The following is a 20,587-nucleotide window of genomic DNA, read 5'->3' on the forward strand; positions in this document are numbered from 1 at the left end:
CTCTTATTATTCATTAGTTACTATTTATCAGTTATTAGGCCTTGAGCTGGGTTAACTAAGTTAAAAGCCCAGCCTGCGCCACTTCAATCTTTACTGCACTCTTTATTGCATTGGTACTTCCATTAATAGAACTCTAGCGTCCTCATCAGCATCCATTGTAAAGCTCTTAGTATCCCAAATACCGAGACCATCGCGAGTAGCTAAAACGTTACCATTAATAGTGACACTACCTTCTAGTACTAAGACATAGACGCCATTTCTAGTATCTTTGAGATCATAACTGTGCGTGATGCCTTTGTCGAAATGACCCATATGGAACCAAGCATCCTGATGAATCCAGACCCCAGCATCATCTGGATTTGGCGATAGCACTTGGCTGAATTCATTAGGCTTCATTTCATCAATCATATGCAATTGCTGATAACGTGGCTCGACACTGCCTTTATTAGGAATAACCCAAATCTGTAAGAACTTGACTGGCTCATTAGCATCACCATTCATCTCGCTATGAGTAATACCCGTACCTGCTGACATGACCTGAATCTCACCCGTCTCAATAAAGCCTTCATTACCGATATTATCGCCATGACCTAGCTTGCCAGAGAGTGGAATACTGATGATTTCCATATCGCGATGTGAATGCTTACCGAAACCGCGACCACCAGCGACAAAATCGTCGTTGATAACTCGTAGTGCACCAAAACCCATACGCTCTGGATTATGATAATTAGCAAAGTTAAAGGTATGACGGCTTTTGAGCCAGCCGTGATTGGCATCGCCGCGAGAGTCTGCTGCATGATAGATCGTTTTCATAAACTGTCCTTTATAATTAATCTGCTTGTTTAAGCTATGGGTCTATTATAATTGTTAATCCAGAGTAGATAAACTAAGCTAATCGCAAATGACTATTCTTATTTTTAGAACAATAAAGGCGTACAATTAACGTACTATAATGCTAGTTTGATAATCCATATAACCTGCTAGCATAAGCCAGTAAATGAATAGCCAATTATAAAGAGGGAATAACTATGTCAAATCTACATACCACGCACTACGATGTGATCGATAATAAAAGCCAAAATCGCTTTGAGATTCATATCGAGGATCAGATTGCTTATGAAGACTATGAGTTTTTTACTACCTCACAAGGCGAGAAGGGTATTGAATATAAGCACACTTTAGTACCAGAAGCGCTTAGTGGTCGCGGCATTGCAGGCTATTTAGTAAAGGTTATCTTAGATTGTGCAGCCGCTAGAAAACTGCGCGTAAAACCGACTTGTCCTTATGTAAAATCTTACATTGATAAGCATCCAGAATACCAAGCCAATTCAGTCTTTCATGACGCTACTCCTTAAAGCAGAAGCTCAAAACAGTTAAAGTACCTTTTAATAAAAAGTATCTTCAATAAAAAAGTAACGTTCAATAAAAAAGCCATGACGAGTAATCATGGCTTTTTCGATTAATGACGGTAGAAAAAAATAAAACTTTAATTAGCTGATATGCTGTAAAAACTTTGGATCACGTGCCAGTATCGATAAATACAACACAGGAATGACAAATAAACCTACTGCCCAGTAGCTCAACTGCACATACAATAAAGCACCTAATAGCGCACCAACCACGAAGCTGATGACCAATGCTGAGCTATTGGCTAGTTTTCTAGCATTCTCCGAGGTTCTATTGGCTAAGTAATCGGTAAGTCCAATACCTAATTGGGTCGTATTGCCTGTCATTAGCACGGTAGGACTCATGCCTTTGATGACCGTTTTACTAGCGGTATTACGAATAGCAAGTGCGGTTAATCCTAAGCCCCCTGTCAATGCGACGTTAAGACTATCGGCATCGGTAAAGGGCCCAAAGGATAATCCTGCTATCATAAATGCGGTTAAGAATAGCGCTTCTGCTAAAAATAAATGACTCAGTACCAACGACTGTTTTCGGCTATTATCGATATATAGTTTAGTTACTACTACCGTCAAAATAAATAAGGGTACTGAGGCCAGCTTAATCCACAAGCCATCTTCACCTTTGACCAGACCGCTACCCGCCAGCACTAAGTTACCCGTGACATGCGCGGTAAAAAAGCCAAATAGCGTTATAAAACCAATAGTATCAATCGCACCGCCTACTACAGTCAATAAAATAGGCGCTTGATAGCGCTGCCAAAAGCTTGGCTGATTTGATATGTCTGTCCCTACATTATTGGTTTTAATAAAGTAATCCTTACTTGACTATTAACAAACTTAGATTAACACACCAAGTGCAACGCTAATTAATATTATAGAACGCCTGCATAGGCGTTTTAAACCCTAAGCGTTTTCTTGGTCTGTTGTTTAGTTTATTCTCAATGTCCTGTATCTCATTATCAGAGACTTGTCTAAAGTCACAACCCTTAGGCAAGAACTCTCTGATTAAGCCGTTAGTATTCTCGTTGGTTCCTCGCTGCCATGACGCATAAGCATCGGCAAAGAAGAAAGCGCTAAAGAGCTTTTGTTTCACCTTCTTATGCTGAGCAAACTCTTTACCATTGTCAGAGGTAATGGTCTTAACCTGTAACTTCACTGGCTTTAGGATACCTATCATTGCCTCTGATACTTGCTGTGCCGTTTTATGACCCACACGCTTCATTTTAAGCAGTCCTGTTTTACGTTCAACGAGCGTTACAATCGCTTGCTTGTGATGCTGACCGATAACGGTATCCGCTTCCCAGTCACCAATACGTGATCGTTCTTCCACAATACAAGGGCGCTCATGAATCGAGACTCTGTCGTTGATACGGCCTCGGGTCTCAGCCGTTAGTCGCTTACGGTAAGGTTTGGCTTTGCGTCTGAGATACTGCCATAACCTGCCGCCTTGTCTCTTGTCCCTCCAGATATAGCGATAGATGCTCATGTGACTAATACCACCATGAACTCCGGCTATTTGTTCAGGACTCCAGCTGTCTTTTAGCTTGTCTGTGACCCAATCCCATACATCAGCGATGATAGTGAAAGCATTGTTAGAGCGTCTGTCACAAGCCTTGTTATTAGCATGATTAGCTCGGTAACCTCGAAGGCTTTTATTGCGTCTGATCTCTCTTGATATGGTGCTAGGACTTCTTCCTAATGTGTCAGCTATAAATTTAATACTATGTTCTGCCCCTATAAGGGCATAAATCTGGTATCGTTCTCCTAGGCTTAGATGTGTATAGTTCATGGTTGCAATCTCACTTTGGTCGGTGGATAAAGACTTTGATGCTAGCGCATCTAGGTCTTTTTTTCACCTCGCATTTGATATTGCACTTCATGTGTTAATCTAAGAAAGCAAATAGTACCGCAAAAAACACATTAGATTCGCTATGCTACTTTTATAGCAGATTCAATACAATGTCTTTTTCTTTGTGAGATCTAAGTGATTAGAGCTTATCCATAGTATGTCGATTATCAATAGAGTAAGCTCCAGCGCCATGCGCAAATATCATCAAAAACCCACCCGCCATAGCGATGTTTTTCATAAATGGGTTCATTTGCGACTCATCTATCCAGAACTGATGGAAAAGCAGCGCCGATATAACATTAAATCCCACTAGCAAAATAGCAGCCAAACGCGCTTTAAGCCCAAAAAGGATAGCAAGACCGCCCAATAATTCAACCGCTATTACTAAAGGGAGTAGCATACCTGGTACTCCCATTGACTCCATATAACCTTGAGTACCTGCATAGCCTGTAATCTTGGTAAAGCCTGAAAATATAAATATCATTGATAAAAATAGACGTCCAATAGGGGCGCTTAATTCTTGTAGTTTATCCATTTTATTGCTCCAATTATTGATGTTTTTGCTCAATCACGTATGAATGAAGCTATTATAATCGTTGACGGAAATTGAATAAACACAGATAATTGCAATTATAAGTTCTTAATATTAGAACAATGATTCTGTTATCATCGAAAAAAATAGGATAAGCCACATGGGACAATTAGAAGACATGGCGATGTTCGTACGCATTGTCGAGGCGGGTAGTATTACTAAAGCCGCTGAACAATTAAATATTGCAAAGTCTGCGGTTAGTCGCCGTTTAAAAGAGCTTGAGTCACGCTTAGGCTCGCAACTCATCAGTCGAACGACAAGGCAATCTAATCTAACCCAAGCGGGTGAGCATTATTACAGACAAGCATGTAGTATCCTAAATGATGTCGATGCTCTTAATGAACAAACCAGTGGAGCGCCCACGCAAATTGAGGGTACGCTAAAGATGACTGCGCCGTTATCTTTTAGTCTGTTGCATTTAGGCGAAGTTATTGATGACTTTGCTTCTATGCATCCTAATTTGAGCTTTGAGCTAGATTTAGCGGATCGGCATGTTGATTTAGTAGAGGAGGGCTATGAGCTTGCTATCCGTATAAGTGAGTTACAAGACTCTAGCTATCAAGCCAAGCGCTTAGCTTTGATTCGCTTTGTCATGTGCGCCAGTCCTGAATATTTGGCGAAAAACGGTACACCTGACACGCTAGCGACACTCGCTCAGCATGAGTTTGTGCAATATGGTTTAGGTAAAGATATCACCTTAGAATTAATGGATGCTAATGGCAAAAAACACAACCTGACCGTTGACTCAAAGATAAAGGCTACTAATGGAGAGTTCCTAGTAGATATGGCAATTAAAGGTCATGGCATCACCTATATTCCGACCTTTATTGCTTATAAAGCTCTAGCAGATGGCAGGCTAGTTGCGGTAATGCCAGAGTATCAATTGCCAACTCTAAACGCTTATGCGGTCTATCCTAAGAATCGCTTTTTATCACAGCGCTGTCGCTATCTTATTGACTTCATTGCTGAGCGTTTCGGCGATAATCCTTATTGGGATGAGTTTTGATAAGCATTTACGGCTCGACACTTAACGGACAAGCTTAAATGATTACTATAGCTGCCCTCAATAAGATAAGTGCCCGAGATCCTAACGAACCCAATCGACCCTCAACTACGCTAGAGTTATTGTTTGATTTAGTCTATGTCATTGCGGTTGCCGCTGCAGCAAGCGGGCTACATCATCGTTTGCTCGAACATGATTTTTTTTAATGACTTACTTTTATCAATAAAGACTTTTATGAAAAAACTAATGGCTACGGCCCCTATTATGTTACTACTAGCTGCTTGTGCTACTAATGCGCCTATGACTAGCGAAAACCAAACGACTACTATGACGTGTGAAGACGGTGGTCAAGTCCTAGCAGCGTATTCAGATAACAGTCAAGTGGCCAATCTAAACGTAACTTTGCCTAAAGTTGGTATAAACAATAAAAAGATCAGCTTAAATCAAGCGGTATCTGCTTCTGGCGCTCGTTATGTTAATAATACTGACCCTAAGGTGAGCTATGATTGGCACACCAAAGCGGACTATGGTGTTATGAGTGTGCGTATGGCCAATGGCCAAGAATATAGCGTGAACTGTCAGCTATAATTAAAAATAAGTCATCCTATTTAGTTTAAGAGGTTGACTGTGCTAAAGGGTTGTTAATGTCTGATTTTTAGGCTTTAATAACCCTTTTTTTATAAAATAAGTGCTTTTATAGAGAATGCAAATACCGATGACATATTTTGTATATTGTTAAAAGAAGAATGGTGTTTTGCCACTATTGGCGTCTATAAGACTTCCAGAAATCCCATAAAAAAAGGCTTGCTGCATCACTGCGAACAAGCCTGATTGTTTTCTATAAAGTGTAAAACTTAAATTTGGTGGGCCCAGTAGGACTTGAACCTACGACCAAAGGATTATGAGTCCTTGTTCTTACAACAACAATACACAATATATAGCGATAAGTAGCTGTAATTTCCGGCCGTAAGTCAATTAGTATAAGGGTTTAGAGTATAATATAAATATACCTATCAACAAGTAGATATATCTATCAATAAATTCAGAGTATCAAAATAGTATCAAAAACAATGGTATTAACAGTTCTTTGAAAAGTAAGTATCTATAAATGAAACTTTTAAGTGATGAGCAGCAGAGGACTAATCTTTCATTCAAAGTATCAAAAAAGCGTACCCACATTGTGAATACGCTCAATACTAATAAGTACAAAAAAAGAATATCTGGATTAAAGTAAAGTCTGACTCAGATCTAGGTCGCTATAGGTCTATCTAAAGTAACTGGTGTCACGCTACCATGTTTACTGTCCACTGCTGCAGTAAGATTTACTAAGAAGATAGCAATGGCTGCGATAATGCCTGGTATAGCGATAAACAAAAAATTCATCTGATGAGTTAGTTCTAAGGTGAGTAGCGCACCAGTTAGAATAGGACCTACGATAGCACCAATACGTCCAATCCCTGACGCCCAACCCATAGCAGTCGTGCGTACAGCGGTAGGATAATATTGAGCCACAAAAGTATAAAGTAGGATTTGTGAGCCGATGGTTGTAGCACCTGCAATCGCAATGAGCGTATATAGTACAATTTGAGGACTGTTGTAGCCAAGCAAAATTAATGCTACTGCCCCAGCGACAAACATAATAGTTAGTACAGGTTTTAAATGGAATTTATCAGCTAAGACACCACCACCAATAGCCCCAATCATCCCACCAATATTAAGTGCAAATAGAAATAACATACTAGCACCTAGCGAGTAACCGGCTTGAATCATTAGCTTTGGTAACCAGCTTGCTAAAGCGTAAACCATCAGCAAACACATAAAAAATGCTACCCAGAACATAATAGTAGTGAATCCACGTCTGTTCAGAAATAACGCTTTAATTGGTGCATCATCACCTTTGGTGGGTTCGTCCAGTACTAAAGTGGTAGAGGGTGTAACTTTTTCTTGAGGAGCCAATTTTTGAACGATATTTTTAGCTTCATCTTCTCGATTTTCTTTGACTAAATACATCAAGGATTCAGGTAGCATCTTCCATATAATTGGCAATAGTAAAGTAGGAATGCCCGCAATATAAAACATAATTTCCCAGCCAAAATCTAGAACCAAAAAAGATCCTAATAATGCTGACGTCATACCGCCAATTGCGTAACCACTGAACATAATAGCGACTAAAGTACTACGCATACGTTTCGGTGCGTATTCAGATGTTAGTGCCACGCAGATTGGCATCACGCCGCCAATACCTAGACCTGCAATGAAGCGTAAAGCCGCAAACTGCATAGGCCCACTAGCGAAAGCACCAAAGAAAGTAAAGCTACTGAATAGAGCGACACAGATCATAATTGTTTTTTTACGACCGATCTTGTCAGATAAAGTGCCAAAAATCATGGCGCCAAACATCATGCCGAATAGTGCTGCGCTAGCAAGAAAACCTGCTTGTACCGAAGTCAATGACCACTCTTCCATAAGTAGTGGGAGAGCCACACCGTAAATAATGAGGTCGTAGCCGTCAAAGATAATAATCAGTAAGCACCAAAATAGGACTTTCCAATGAAAAGGTGAAAATTTGGCTTCATCAATAACTTTATTGATGTTTAAGGTTTGAGATTCCATTCATATTCTCCGTTGATGATATCCTTATACGTGCTTTACAAGTTAGGGTTTTACAGGTGCTAAGTCAAAAACTATCTAGGTATTAATCGATACCTAAAAGGTATATCTTTCCATATAACACTTTATTGAAATAATGTTGGCCTTCATCTTAATTAGAGGAGTGAGTACTCTTATAAAGTATTAGATACGAAGAATGATGCTTGCAGTGAGTGTATGTAAGACAACTAACACCAAAAATTTTCATTGATTTCTAATATAAAAATACCGGATGCGCAGAAAATCATCCATATACTAAAAAAATATATAGATGATTAAACATGTAAGATAAATAGATTAAATTAGCCTAATTAATCAAGGCTAATAAATGTGTTTTTTAAAAGCATTTACTGGCGTTATTGTAGGTAATATCTAACATACTCATTAAATGCTTCAGGTTGTTCAATATTTGAGATATGCGAAGCATTGATAGTCGCAAGCGTAGCATTAGGTATATGATCGACCATATATTGGCCATCGGCAACGGTCGTCACTGGGTCTTCAACGCCTGCTAACACTGTAATTGGTACACGAATATCTTTTAACTGTTTGTGAGTATCAGCGATAGATAACGCCTCGCAGCAGCTTGCGTAGCCCTCTGCACTGCCAGTCGCAAGAGCGTTAGACAATGACGTGACTACATCTGGGTAATGATCGATAAAATCTGCTGTGAACCAACGCGGAGCAGCTGTAGCCGCGATAGTAGCTAGACCTTGCTCACGTACCAATCTTGCACGCTCCGTCCATGCTATTTCGTTACCAATTTTCGCTGCAGTATTACATAACATCAAGTGGTGGAAGCGGTCAGGGTGATTGATAGCTAGCCATTGACCAGTCATACCGCCCATAGAAATGCCACAAAAAAATGCCTTATCAAGATGCAGGTGATCTAACAAGTCAATCACATCTTGCCCCAGCTGGTTTAAATTATAAGGACCTTTGGGTGCTGATGATTTACCATGGCCACGAGTGTCATAGCAGATGATAAAGTAATCGGCTTGCAAAGTATCGATTTGTGGTTGCCACATATGATAGCTAGTACCTAAAGAGTTGGAGAATATTAGGGCAGGGTTGCTGCTATTGCCAAAGGTGGCATAGTTTAGCATGACACCTTTATTTTCAAATACAGGCATGATGAACGTCCTTGTTTTAACTTTCGGGTGATTAAGGTTTTCTTTTTGATTTATCAAGCTGGGTGTCTATTTTATTTTGAGCTATCAATCAATTCTTAACATGCTCAACCCGCTCAATAATCATCGCAATACCTTGTCCAACGCCAATACACATCGAGCAAATTGCATAACGCTTATTAGTATGTTCAAGCTGATTAAGGGCGGTTATGACAAGACGTGCACCTGATGCGCCGAGTGGATGACCAAGGGCAATCGCACCACCATTCGGATTGACACGTGCGCTATCGTCAGGCAGACCTAAATCACGAGTACAGGCTAATGATTGCGATGCAAAGGCCTCGTTTAATTCAACGACATCCATATCATCAAGTGACAGACCAGTTTGCGCTAGTAGCTTTTTCATCGCTGGTGCTGGGGCAAAGCCCATAATACGTGGCTCAACGCCTACCGTAGTTGAGGCCACGATACGTGCACGTGGCTTCAAATTGAATTCTTTAACCGCTTGCTCTGACGCTACTAAGAAGGCTGCTGCGCCATCATTGATTCCAGAAGCATTTCCAGCGGTTACTGTGCCATCTGCGGTGACGATAGGGCGTAATTTGGTCAACTTTTCAAGTGTAGTATCAGCACGAGGATGCTCATCAGTATCGATGGTGACAGGCTCGCCTTTACGTTGGGGGATGACGACAGGGGTAATCTCATCTTTGAAGAATTCTGACTCTTGCGCCGCTGCGGTACGTTGTTGGCTACGTAGCGCAAATGCATCTTGGTCAGCTCGATTGACATTAAATTGCTCTGCAACATTTTCAGCCGTTTGAGGCATGGTTTCTGTGCCATATAGCTCATCAAGTTTTGGATTGATAAAGCGCCAACCCATGGTGGTATCTTCAAGATTTTGGCTGCGACCAAAGGATTTGTCTGATTTACCCATCACAAATGGCGCACGGCTCATGCTCTCAACACCACCTGCGATAATTAGATGAGCTTCACCGGCTTTAATCGCACGCGCAGCTATCGCTAACGCATCCATCGACGAGCCGCACAAGCGATTAACCGTAGTTGCAGGCACTTGATAAGGTAGGCCGGCTAGCAATGACGACATACGTCCGACGTTACGGTTGTCTTCGCCGCTTTGGTTAGCACAGCCGTAGATGACGTCATCTACTTTTACCCAATCGACATTAGTATTACGTTCGATTAGCGCCTTGATAGGGATAGCACCTAAATCGTCCGCACGTACTGGTGCTAGACCGCCGCCGTAACGACCAAAAGGGGTACGAATGGCATCGATAATATAAGCATTATTTAAACTAGTGATTGAATCAATCATGGTGATTATCCTGAGTTTTAATTGTTCTAGGCTTTTAGTAAGAGGGTTTTTTATTGAGTAGCGTCAATTAACATTGCACCAGTCAATTCTTGCAAGTCCAAAAAGCTCATATCGTCGACCATTTCAGTGACTAGCAGTCCTTTATCAGTGACATCAATGACGCATAGGTCGGTATAAATCCGATCTACGCAATTTTTCCCAGTCACAGGGTAGGTAAGTTCGCTGACGATTTTAGGATCCCCAGTTTTGGTGATGTGATTGGTCATTACAAAGACTTTTTTGGCGCCGACGGCTAAGTCCATAGCACCTCCAACAGCTGGTATCGCATCCTCTGCACCAGTACTCCAATTGGCTAAATCACCATTAGCAGCTACTTGAAACGCACCCAACACGCAAATGTCGATATGGCCACCGCGCATCATGGCAAAAGAGTCACCATGATGAAAGTAGCTACCGCCATCGAGCATAGTAACGTATTCCTTTCCAGCATTAATCAGTTCGGGATCTTCTTCACCCTTGGCAGGTGATGGACCAAAAGCTAATAAGCCGTTTTCTGAATGCAAAAATACGTCTTTATCATTAGATAAATATTGTGCGATTTTAGTCGGTAGTCCGATGCCTAAATTGACATAGGCTCCATCTGGAATGTCTTGTGCAGCTCGTTCGGCTATTTGGTCACGGGTCAAAACGGTGTAAGAGGTATGGCTCATGATGACGCTCCTTATAATTGGCAGTATTTAGCGGTGGCTACGCTGCAGTATCAGAAAGTTCAGTACTAGTGCTAGCAGGTTGGACTTGCACCACGTGCTGCACAAAAATGCCTGGTGTAATAACGTGCTCAGGATCAAGCTCACCTAGATCAACTGTTTGAGAGACTTGAGCGATAGTCACGTCAGCTGCCATTGCCATAATTGGACCAAAGTTACGTGCAGATTTTCGGTAAACTAAGTTACCCCAACGATCACCCTTGTTTGCTTTTATTAAGGCGAAATCAGCTTTAATTGGATATTCCAAGACATAGTCTTTGCCATCGATATGACGAGTTTCTTTGCCTTCTGCGAGTAGAGTGCCGAACCCTGTTGGTGTATATACGGCTCCAAGCCCCATGCCTGCCGCTTGAATACGGCAAGCCAAATTACCTTGTGGTACTAATTCCAGATCAATTTTTCCTGCATGATAAAGCTCATCGAATACCCATGAGTCTGATTGACGAGGAAAAGAGCAAATGATTTTACGTACCGCGCCCGTTTTTAATAATCTGGCAAGACCATGATCACCGTTTCCAGCATTATTATTAATAATGACAAGGTCTTTAACACCTAAATTGATAAGGCCATCAATGAGTTCAGCTGGTTGCCCTGCAGTTCCAAAACCACCAATCATAATAGTGGCGCCATCTTTAATTTGGCTAAGTACATCCGTGATATTTTTTTCAGCTTTATTAATCATGTTTATGTCCTATACAAAAGTAATATTAGGTATTGCGAGACTTAAATTTTATGCATCTTCGAGACTGTCTTGTTGTTTTAGCTGTTTTATTAATAAAAGTGACGTATATTTTTGCTTATGAAAACAAAGGTAATAAGCGTTTTTTGCTTAAAATATAGTAAGCAACCATGCCGATAAGAATGCCCCAAAAAACAGAGCTTAGTCCTAGAAAACTCATACCAGATGCTGTTGCTAAAAAAGTGATTAGCGCTGCATCTCTTTGAGAGTCATCTTTCATTGCTATAGTAATGTTGGTAGAAATGGCACCGATAAGTGCAAGACCGGCTAATGCTGCAACTAGCTCTTTGGGCAGCAAGCTAAATACCATCACGATGCTACCGGCAAGTAGTCCCCCTAATAGATAAAAAATACCGTTTGCTACACCTGCTATGTAGCGTTTCTCTTTTAATTCATGGGCATCCTTACCAGTACAAAGTGCTGCGGTGATTGCTGCTAGGACAATCGTAATACCCCCTACACAGGCGACTGCTAACGAAGCTAGGCTTGTAATACTGACGATAGGCTTGGCTGGTGTGTCATAACCACTAAGATTAAGAATCGCCATACCAGGTAAAAACTGTCCAGTTAAGCTCACAAGAATGAGTGGAATCGCAAGGTTGAATACGGCATTCCATGTCCACTCAGGCCATATCACAGTAGGTATGGTAATGGCTAAATCTATATCGACAGGGTTCATCTTACCCAATAGAACACTTAAAATGACACCGCATAGCAGTACCCAAATCATGGTATAGCGCGGTGAAAAACGTTTGGCTACTAAGTAACAGCCAAGCATGCTAAACACGATAAATGGCATCGTATTAGTTGCTACAAATAACTCTAAACCAAATTGAAACAGGATGCCTGCCATCATACCGGCAGCGATACCATTAGGAATCCATCTTAAAATTTTGTCAAAAGATCCAGTTGCGCCTACTAAAAAAATCACAATCGCTGATACGATATAAGCGGCTATCGCTTCATTAATACTCATCTGTGGAAATAGGGTAACCAGTAAAGCGGTACCAGGGGCGGACCATGCTGTAATAACCGGTGTTTTATATTTAATAGATAAATAAATACCAGGAATGGCGGCACCGATGGAGACACCCCAAATCCAAGACGCCATCATGGCATCTGAAACTTGTGCGGCTTGTGCGGCCTGAAAAAAAATAATCAAAGGACCCGCATAAGAAATAAGAACCGCTAAGAACCCTGCAACCGATGCGGAGAGCGACCAGTCGTTTTTTAAGGTTTGGATTACAGAGGCCATATTGCTTCCTTGCAAATTAGCATTCGTTACAGGGCTGCAAATTAAGATGCATGCTACTAATTGGCAGATTTACTATTAGCCTTCGTCGCCACCGCCCACAGGAATGGTACTACCAGTGATATAAGAAGACTCATCGGATGCTAAAAACAAGATGGCATTGACTTGCTCATCAATCGTGCCGTAGCGTCTCATAAAGGTGCGATCAATGGTTTGGTCAACCACCGCATTCATCCATGATTTTTCATCATCAGTTAATGGTTTGGCGTTACGTGGAATCTTTCTGGGCGGCGCTTCAGTACCGCCAGTTGCCACTGCATTCACACGGATGCCATCGTTTGCATACTCAAAAGCGAGCGATGCGGTCATGGCGTTCACGCCGCCTTTCGCTGTCGAATAGGGTATGCGGTTGATACCGCGAGTAGCGATAGAGGACACATTAACAATAGTGCCTGATTGCTGTTTGACCATGGTTGGTAAAACAGCATGACAACACCATAATGTTGGAAATAATGAGCGGCTGATTTCCTTTTGGATTTCTGCTTCAGAGAAGCTGGTAAAAGGTTTCATCCATATTGCGCCGCCGACATTGTTGACCAATATATCGATACGCCCATAGCTATCAAGTGCCTTATCAATAGCCTCTTTAGCACCTTGATGGGTTTCAAGGTCAGCTTGAATGGTAACGGCTTCTCCGCCATCAGCAATGATTTCAGCCAGCACCTCTTCTACTAATGGAGAAAAGTCTGCCATGACGATTTTTCCGCCCTCACTTGCCAAACGTAAAGCGACTCCGCGTCCGATGCCTTGGGCGGCACCAGTAACGATACATACTTTATTATCAAATCTTTTACTCATGACAGTCTCCTAAAAATCTTGCTCATGCTTTGCTAGTAGAGAAATACGGCTAGGCTACGTTATTGCTCACTGGGCGTGAATTTTTCATAGTAAAAATTACTCGGTTTTAGATTACTGCTGTCTAACCAGTTACTCACCGCATCCACCATCCCTAACGGGCCACACAAGTAGACATCGACGTCACCATCGTTTAGCCACTCATTATCAACATGACCGGTGACATAGCCTTTACGCTCATGCTGGCTGTCTTCAGTGGCGACACAGGTGCGGTAGTCAAACCAAGGGTGGTTTTGTTTGACTTCTTCTAGTTTCTCAACTTCTATCAGATCAAAGTCGTTGGTGACGCCGTAGACCATCCTGACAGGATGATGAGCACCAGACACTTCTAAACTTTTTAGCATCGATAAAAAAGGCGCGATACCAGTACCACCTGCTAGAAATAGGGTCGGGCGGATTAGAGGGCGCAGGTAAAAGCTACCAAATGGACCCTCAAAATTAATCTCTTGACCTATAGTCGCAGTATCAGATAAAAAGGTGCTCATTTTGCCGTTAGGAATATTGCGGACGACAAATTCAGCCTGATTGGCACTAGGTATAGAGCTAAATGAATAGGAGCGTGTCTCGTTAGAGTCAGGAATACTGACATTGACATACTGGCCTGGCAAAAATACTAGTGCATCTGGATTGTCGACTTCGACGCCAAAGTGAATGGTAGATTCTGACAGTACATTCAGCTGTTGTAGTTTGCCTTTGAATACAGACTTGCCGACTTTGCAGGCTTCAGAGGAGGTTGGTACTTTGATCACGCAGTCGCTTTCTGGAATCATCTGACAGGTGAGTACATACCCTTCAGCAGCTTCAGCTTCTGTCAGTGCATCTTCGATATACATATCAGGGTGCATGTCGTAGCTGCCAGATTCACAATGGCAACGGCAAGTACCGCAAGCACCATCAAGGCAATCCACAGGGATATTAAATTTTTGACGATAAGCGGCTTCGGCGACGGTTTCGTCGGCTTCACATTTGATGAAGCCTGTGACGCCGTCTTCGAACTGTAGAGCAATATTATATTCCATGAGAAATATCCCTTTTCAACACGTATTAATTAAAAGCTAGTGGCTAAATAATGAGTGAATAATGATTAGACGTGATAGACGTCCATGATTTGATGCACATAGTCGTCTTTTAAGACCACATACTTATCCAAAATTTTTGGTTGGTCTTGAGTCATGTCTATTTTGTACTGAGAGTAACCCCAATAGGTGTTGGTCTCGTGATAGCGAAAGGACTTGTTGATCCAGTTGAAACGCACCGTCACAATACCGTCATTGTCTTCGAGCAATTCAATATTCGATAAATTGTGCGTGGTACGTGTATCAGGAATGGTCGCTGATGAGCGCTCAGTCTCGATGCGGAAGATACGATCTTCAAGACCACGGCGATCCGGATAATAAATCAGCGAGATTTCTCGTTGTGGGTCGCTGATGAGCTGACCATCGTCATCCCAACTTGGCATCCAGAAAGGGCAGTCTTCATCGTAATAAGTAAGCCATTCTTCCCATTTTTTCTCATCCAATAAACGCGCTTCACGGTATAGAAACTGTCTAATGTCTTCAATGTTAACAGTTGCATTTTTCATGATTGATATCCTTATTTTTTTGTCAGTTCTACAATAAATAGCAGAGTAATAATAAAAATGTATTAGTCGCTATTAGCACCGTGTAGCTGCTGCTCTTGCTCTAGAGCTTTTTTCATCTCTTCGTGCCAGTAGCGATGTTGGACGGTATATAGCCCTTCATCTTCAGTCTTAACACCACTCATCAAAGGTTTAAGGTCAATAGCGGCCGCGCCTTCATCTGCACCTTGAATCCAATGCTCAGAGCCTCGGCACATATCATTCCATTCAAGCTTGATACCGTTATAACCTTCTTGACACGAGCGGAACTCTTCTAAGTCATCAGGTGTTGCCATACCAGTAACGTTAAAGAAATCTTCATACTGACGAATACGGCGTGCACGTGCCTCATCGCTTTCGCCTTTTGGTGCGATACACCAGATACTGACTTCAGTTTTATCAACCGCGATAGGGCGGAGCATGCGAATTTGTGAGCTGAACTGATCCATGATGTAGACGTTTGGATATAGGCATAAGTTACGTGAGCGCCCAATCATCCAGTCCGCCATGGCTTCACCGTAGCTGGCGACATACTCATCGCGATAAGCATAGTTTGGACGGTCTTGTGGGTTTTCCCATTGTGTCCATAACAGCATGTGACCGTTTTCAAAAGAATAAAACCCACCGCCTTGTCGACCCCATTTGCCAGCGTTCATGGCTTTGATATTGTCTTCTTTGACAGCTTCAGTTTCTTTACGGCGCGCAGTTGTCGCAGCGTAGTTCCAATGGACGGCTGATACGTGATAGCCGTCGGCACCGTTTTCAGCTTGCAGTTTCCAGTTACCATCAAAGGTATAGGTTGAGGTGCCGCGTAGAACTTCTAGACCTTCTGGCGACTGATTGACAATCATGTCAAGAATTTTGGTAGAGCCGCCAAGCCAGTCTTCGATTGACTGAACATCATCATTTAAGCTGGCAAAGATAAAGCCTTTATAATTGGCCATCTTCACTTGTTTTAGGTCGTGTGAGCCTTCTTTATTGAAGCATTCTGGATAGCCTGCATGTCTTGGATCTTTAACTTTAAGCAGCTTACCTGAGTTGTTAAAGGTCCAACCGTGGAATGGGCAGGTGTAAGTGGCTTTATTGCCTTTTTTATGTCGGCAGAGCTGTGCACCACGATGTGAGCATGAGTTAATCATGCAATGCAGCTCGCCTTCTTTATTGCGGGCAAGAATCACAGGCTGACGACCAATGTATGAGGTGTAGTAGTCGTTGTTATCAGGAACTTGAGACTCATGAGCCAAATACACCCAATTGTTTTCAAAGATGTACTTCATCTCAAGCTCGAACAACTCTTCGTTAGTGAAGGCGCTACGATGCAGGCGATAAATCCCTTTTTCACTGTTCTCTTCTAAAAAATCATCAATAGTGATGTCTGATCCTTCAGGTACTAGATTGATACGCTCGCTCATGGCTGCCTTCCTTGTATAATGACGGTATAAAATGAGATTAGAAGCTAACGTTTGATACGACAACTGAGGACATATCAAACGTAAGTCGCTAATAGTTATTAATGAATGCTATTTAATATGAGTGCTCATTAACCTTGAGCACGGCGGCGTTCTACTTCGCTGCCTTGTATAGCTTGGTCAATGTCTTTTACTAAATGAAAGTCAAAGTCGATACTTGCGTAAGGCTTATCAAGCGCTTTTTCTTTTAGCTTGTCCGCATCTTCTACCATCGTTACCTCTGGTACCAAACCTTCGCGGCTTGCAAAAGCAAAGTCATCCCATAGGTACTCATCGCCATCGATGTTAATCTGCGTGGTCAGTTTGCGATGACCGTCAGCACTGGCAAAGAAATGAATGTGAGCTGGGCGATGACCGTGACGTCCTAGCGCGCCCAATACTTTTTGCGTCATTCCTTCTGGTGGTACTGAGTAACCTAGCGGCACGATGCTGCGGAATGCATAATTTCCGTTTTCATCGGTAATGATGCTACGACGTAAGTTGAAATGAGACTGTGATTCATCAAAGAAAGAGTAGTTACCTAAGCTGTTGGCATGCCATACTTCAACTTTTGCGTTTGGAAGAGGCTTTCCATCTTCACCATAAACAGTGCCTTGCATAAATAGCACGGTGCCATTATCAAGGTCAGTGCCATCATCTAGACGCGCGAAGCCTTTTTCTTCTGGCGCACCAGCGACATAGAGTGGACCTTCAATAGTACGCACAGTACCACCGTCAAGACCGGCTGCTTTTAAATCCTCTTCAATCATTAAATCCATGAAGTGATCGAAACCCAAGCCTGGTGATAACAAACCGGCTTCTTTGCCTAAATCACCGATAAACTCAACGCCAGACCAATACTCATCGGCGGTGATTTTTAAGTCATTAATGGTTTGCATAAGGTCGGTCACAATACGTAATACAATCTCTTGCACGCGTGGATTAACTTGCTCAGGGAAGTCGATTTTGCCTTTGATGAACTGAGTGGCTAATGCTTCAATTTGGCTGCGTTCCATGTCTCTCTCCTTGTTGAGGACTGTTTTATTAAGGGGTAATTACAGTGAGTATTCTTACTCAGTTTTTATAGATTCTGATATCAGCTGTACTGGCTTGCTTTAGCTGTCATCACTACGAACAGATGATGGATGACGTAACAATGGTGTCACTTCAACCTTCATGTACGGATAGAGCGGTAATGACATCATAATGTCGTGTAGCTCTTCATTACTCTCAACATCAAAGATACTGAAGTTAGAATACTGACCGGCTATGCGCCAAATATGACGCCATTTACCTTGCTCTTGGAGCTTTTGTGATAATGCTTTTTCGGTGGCTTTAAGCTCGTTGACCTTGTCGGCGTCCATATCTGTTGGGATTAAGACATCCATTCTGACGTGGTATAACATAATTATTTCCTTATATTTGATGACGGGTAATTTTTTTAGCTGTTACAGTATTTCAGTTTGAGCATTAGTGGCAAATTGCGGCTTTGATGATTTAAGTGAATTATTGATTGCTTGTTTGGCGTAGTGATAGACTTTATCGCTATCTACTTCGATACCAAGACCTGCGCCCGTAGGTACATTTAAACCAAAATCTTGATAATCAAGAGGCTGTACTAAAACGTCTTCGGTTAATAGTAAAGGACCAAAAAGTTCTGTATCGAAATTTAAACTGGGATAGGTTGAGAATACATGGGCGGATGCGGCTGTACCGATAGGACCTTCTAACATGGTGCCACCATAGAGCTCGATACCTGCTAGATGTACCATTTGTCCGATTAAGCATGCTGCTTTTAATCCGCCTGCTTGATTGATTTTCACGGCAAAAACATCGGCACAGTGATCCGCTGCCAATTGAAACGCATTATATGGATCTTGCACGACTTCATCAGCCATAATAGCCACGTCGAAGTGTTCAGCTAAACGCTTCAGCGCTGATTTATTACGCATTGATACTGGTTGCTCGATTAAATCAACACCGCCATTCTGTAATAAATTTATACCTTTCATAGCTTCAAGCTCTGTCCATGCTTGATTGACATCAACGGTGATGCGGCAATCAGGTAAGGCTTGTTTAATAGCTAACACATGGGCGACATCATCAAGAATAGGGTTGCTGCCTATTTTTAGTTTAAAAATCCGATGTTTTCTTTGTTCAATCATTCGATGAGCTTCAGTGATGTCGGTATCAGTATTTCCGCTAGCAAGTGTCCATGCCACTTCAATACGATCACGGATGCGACCACCGATGAGCTCGCTGATAGGTAGGCTGAGTCTTTTGCCTTCGATGTCTAGTAGAGCAGTTTCAATCGCGCATTTTGCAAAACGATTGCCACTGATGTGGGTATTCAATAGCTGCATTGCTTTTGCTGTGCTTGTAGGCTTTTCTTTCATCAAGAGAGGGGTAAAGTAAGTATCGATATTAGTTTTGATACTATGAGGACTTTCTTCAGCATAACTTAAGCCGCCAATCGTCGTTGCTTCGCCCCAACCTTCGTAGCCATCTTCGGTTTGGATATGTACCAGAACCAATACTTGTTCATTCATTACGGTACAAGCCAGTTTATGCGCTCGAATAGTAGGTATTGGTACTAGTAAAGTATTAATTGAACGAATCATATCTATCCTTAGTATAAAATTTTGGCTTCCTTATGCTTAATAAGAACTATAGGTGTTAAATATCGACATGTCTAAGACCTATTTAGTCTTGTTTTAATACTTTTTAGGTATTTTGTCGAAAGGTAGGTAGCATGTTATGTTCTTTAGGTATGGACATTTTGTATATGAAGTAGGTGATAGATAAAAGGGAAGAAATTAGAACGACTTAGGATAGAAACAATAGGAAGTCAATCAAGGAAGAATAATGGAACTCAGGCATTTACGCTATTTCATAGCTGTGGCAGAAGAAAAAAGCTTCAATAAAGCAGCTGCTCGTTTGTACATCTCGCAGCCACCACTTAGCCGGCAGATAAAACAGTTGGAAGAAGAGATTGGCGTTACGCTCATCGATAGGGAGAACCGTCCCTTGAAACTCACTGAGGCTGGCGAGTTTTTTTATGATCATGCTATTCAAATTTTAAAAAAATCAGACGACTTGCGTACTATGACTATTCGTAAGGGAAATTTTGATAATTCACTTTCAATAGGCTTTGTATCATCTATATTGTATGGCATATTGCCGAGAGTAATATCCCGTTTCAGAGAAGTTCATCCGAATATCGAGGTTAAACTGTATGAGCTAAACTCTTGGCAACAAACGCAAGCATTGACAGAAGGTAAGATAGATGTAGGTTTTGGCAGGTTGTTATTTGAAGATGCTTCCATTAGGCGAATGGTGCTTAGAGAGGAAGATTTAGTAGTCGCTGTTCCTATCGAGCACCCATTATCAAAAGAAAAACGCGACAGTTTAAGCTTGATCGATTTAACAAATGAAAACCTCTTACTTTATCCAACAGCACCGAGGCCCAGTTTCATTGATTACGTATTAGAACTATTTGAAAATCGTAATTTGAAGGCGAATTATTTCATGGAAGTACGTGAATTGCATATTGCCCTAGGGTTAGTAGCAGCAGGAGAAGGGTTGACTATCGTACCAAAGACACTTGAGCATTTACGTCATCAAGAGATAACCTATATCCCATTTGAAGAGGGGATATTAACTTCGCCAATCGTGATGAGTGTCAGGCATTTTGATAAGTCTGAATTACTGGAAACGCTATTAGATGTTACTTATCAAATTTATGACGAAGAAGGCTTCATTTATAAGCGTGAGAAGGTTTGAATATATCTCAAATCTCAACGTCAAGACTCTTAATTATAGTCAAACCCCAATATTAAGCACATCACCTAAGTAAAATACTAACTAAAGAAAGGTTGCTGACACT

Annotated in this window: 22 protein-coding genes; 5 read left to right on the forward strand and 17 right to left on the reverse strand. The window is 41.7% G+C overall.

The genetic code is table 11. The features are described 5' to 3' along the window. Nucleotides 1–102: 102 nt before the first annotated feature. Nucleotides 103–813: a pirin family protein gene (locus ACR63T_RS05290; RefSeq protein ID WP_472784994.1), complete on the reverse strand. Its 711-nt coding sequence runs from the start codon at nt 811–813 to the stop codon at nt 103–105. Between the two features lie 215 nt (nt 814–1,028). On the opposite strand from ACR63T_RS05290, the gene ACR63T_RS05295 reads away from it, so the two are divergent. Beyond that, nucleotides 1,029–1,355, forward strand: coding sequence for a GNAT family N-acetyltransferase (locus ACR63T_RS05295; RefSeq protein WP_305900005.1), 327 nt, complete (start codon nt 1,029–1,031; stop codon nt 1,353–1,355). A 135-nt stretch (nt 1,356–1,490) separates the two neighbouring features. Here ACR63T_RS05295 and ACR63T_RS05300 read toward each other — a convergent pair whose 3' ends face one another. The 3 genes from ACR63T_RS05300 to ACR63T_RS05310 all read right to left on the reverse strand — a co-directional run bounded on the left by ACR63T_RS05300 (nt 1,491) and on the right by ACR63T_RS05310 (nt 3,790). Beyond that, nucleotides 1,491–2,186 carry a YoaK family protein gene (locus tag ACR63T_RS05300; protein WP_472785235.1) on the reverse strand — a complete coding sequence of 232 codons (696 nt, stop codon included), beginning with the start codon at nt 2,184–2,186 and terminating at the stop codon, nt 1,491–1,493. 82 nt (nt 2,187–2,268) lie between these two features. Next, nucleotides 2,269–3,195 carry an IS30 family transposase gene (locus ACR63T_RS05305; protein ID WP_472783565.1) on the reverse strand — a complete coding sequence of 309 codons (927 nt, stop codon included), beginning with the start codon at nt 3,193–3,195 and terminating at the stop codon, nt 2,269–2,271. 199 nt (nt 3,196–3,394) lie between these two features. Next, nucleotides 3,395–3,790, reverse strand: a complete 396-nt coding sequence (locus tag ACR63T_RS05310) for a DoxX family protein (RefSeq protein ID WP_305900006.1) — start codon at nt 3,788–3,790, stop codon at nt 3,395–3,397. A gap of 157 nt (nt 3,791–3,947) precedes the next feature. Between ACR63T_RS05310 and ACR63T_RS05315 the strand changes: the two genes are divergently transcribed. Genes ACR63T_RS05315 through ACR63T_RS05325 form a run of 3 tightly spaced genes read left to right on the forward strand, consistent with a single transcriptional unit; the run spans nt 3,948 to nt 5,438 of the window. After that, complete coding sequence (locus ACR63T_RS05315; protein ID WP_472784995.1) at nt 3,948–4,853, forward strand: LysR family transcriptional regulator; 906 nt, start codon at nt 3,948–3,950, stop codon at nt 4,851–4,853. A 38-nt stretch (nt 4,854–4,891) separates the two neighbouring features. Continuing rightward, nucleotides 4,892–5,056, forward strand: a complete 165-nt coding sequence (locus ACR63T_RS05320; RefSeq protein WP_472784996.1) for a hypothetical protein — start codon at nt 4,892–4,894, stop codon at nt 5,054–5,056. A gap of 28 nt (nt 5,057–5,084) precedes the next feature. Next, nucleotides 5,085–5,438, forward strand: a complete 354-nt coding sequence (locus ACR63T_RS05325; protein ID WP_305900009.1) for an MliC family protein — start codon at nt 5,085–5,087, stop codon at nt 5,436–5,438. A 660-nt stretch (nt 5,439–6,098) separates the two neighbouring features. Here ACR63T_RS05325 and ACR63T_RS05330 read toward each other — a convergent pair. The 13 genes from ACR63T_RS05330 to ACR63T_RS05390 all read right to left on the reverse strand — a co-directional run bounded on the left by ACR63T_RS05330 (nt 6,099) and on the right by ACR63T_RS05390 (nt 19,322). After that, the gene (locus tag ACR63T_RS05330; RefSeq protein ID WP_472784997.1) at nt 6,099–7,463 is read right to left on the reverse strand and encodes an aromatic acid/H+ symport family MFS transporter; all 1,365 of its coding nucleotides are present in this window, start codon (nt 7,461–7,463) and stop codon (nt 6,099–6,101) included. Between the two features lie 392 nt (nt 7,464–7,855). Beyond that, on the reverse strand, nt 7,856–8,632 hold the full coding sequence (gene pcaD, locus ACR63T_RS05335) for a 3-oxoadipate enol-lactonase (protein WP_472784998.1): 777 nt from the start codon (nt 8,630–8,632) through the stop codon (nt 7,856–7,858). 88 nt (nt 8,633–8,720) lie between these two features. Then, complete coding sequence (gene pcaF, locus ACR63T_RS05340) at nt 8,721–9,962, reverse strand: 3-oxoadipyl-CoA thiolase (protein ID WP_472784999.1); 1,242 nt, start codon at nt 9,960–9,962, stop codon at nt 8,721–8,723. 50 nt (nt 9,963–10,012) lie between these two features. After that, nucleotides 10,013–10,672: a 3-oxoacid CoA-transferase subunit B gene (locus ACR63T_RS05345; RefSeq protein ID WP_472785000.1), complete on the reverse strand. Its 660-nt coding sequence runs from the start codon at nt 10,670–10,672 to the stop codon at nt 10,013–10,015. A gap of 37 nt (nt 10,673–10,709) precedes the next feature. Next, nucleotides 10,710–11,411 (reverse strand): 3-oxoacid CoA-transferase subunit A, encoded by a 702-nt coding sequence (locus ACR63T_RS05350; RefSeq protein ID WP_197217509.1) that lies wholly within the window; start codon nt 11,409–11,411, stop codon nt 10,710–10,712. A 115-nt stretch (nt 11,412–11,526) separates the two neighbouring features. Beyond that, entirely contained in the window at nt 11,527–12,723 is a 1,197-nt protein-coding gene (gene benE, locus ACR63T_RS05355) for a benzoate/H(+) symporter BenE (protein ID WP_472785001.1), read from the reverse strand. Nucleotides 12,724–12,798: 75 nt separating this feature from the next. Beyond that, nucleotides 12,799–13,578, reverse strand: coding sequence for a 1,6-dihydroxycyclohexa-2,4-diene-1-carboxylate dehydrogenase (locus ACR63T_RS05360; protein ID WP_201619409.1), 780 nt, complete (start codon nt 13,576–13,578; stop codon nt 12,799–12,801). 59 nt (nt 13,579–13,637) lie between these two features. Beyond that, on the reverse strand, nt 13,638–14,654 hold the full coding sequence (gene benC / locus ACR63T_RS05365) for a benzoate 1,2-dioxygenase electron transfer component BenC (protein ID WP_011513598.1): 1,017 nt from the start codon (nt 14,652–14,654) through the stop codon (nt 13,638–13,640). Between the two features lie 65 nt (nt 14,655–14,719). Beyond that, a complete protein-coding gene (gene benB, locus ACR63T_RS05370) occupies nt 14,720–15,217 on the reverse strand; it encodes a benzoate 1,2-dioxygenase small subunit (RefSeq protein WP_020443471.1) in 498 nt (165 codons plus the stop codon). 62 nt (nt 15,218–15,279) lie between these two features. Further along, a complete protein-coding gene (benA, locus tag ACR63T_RS05375) occupies nt 15,280–16,665 on the reverse strand; it encodes a benzoate 1,2-dioxygenase large subunit (protein ID WP_472785002.1) in 1,386 nt (461 codons plus the stop codon). A 128-nt stretch (nt 16,666–16,793) separates the two neighbouring features. Then, the gene (gene catA, locus ACR63T_RS05380; protein ID WP_149408309.1) at nt 16,794–17,717 is read right to left on the reverse strand and encodes a catechol 1,2-dioxygenase; all 924 of its coding nucleotides are present in this window, start codon (nt 17,715–17,717) and stop codon (nt 16,794–16,796) included. Nucleotides 17,718–17,816: 99 nt separating this feature from the next. Next, the gene (gene catC, locus ACR63T_RS05385; protein ID WP_011513602.1) at nt 17,817–18,107 is read right to left on the reverse strand and encodes a muconolactone Delta-isomerase; all 291 of its coding nucleotides are present in this window, start codon (nt 18,105–18,107) and stop codon (nt 17,817–17,819) included. Nucleotides 18,108–18,149: 42 nt separating this feature from the next. Continuing rightward, nucleotides 18,150–19,322, reverse strand: a complete 1,173-nt coding sequence (locus ACR63T_RS05390; RefSeq protein ID WP_472785003.1) for a muconate/chloromuconate family cycloisomerase — start codon at nt 19,320–19,322, stop codon at nt 18,150–18,152. A gap of 244 nt (nt 19,323–19,566) precedes the next feature. Here ACR63T_RS05390 and ACR63T_RS05395 point away from each other — a divergent pair, with 244 nt between their 5' ends. Then, a complete protein-coding gene (locus ACR63T_RS05395; protein WP_472785004.1) occupies nt 19,567–20,484 on the forward strand; it encodes a LysR family transcriptional regulator in 918 nt (305 codons plus the stop codon). Nucleotides 20,485–20,587: the final 103 nt, after the last annotated feature.

The sequence above is a fragment of the Psychrobacter sp. M17(2026) genome (assembly GCF_055699815.1).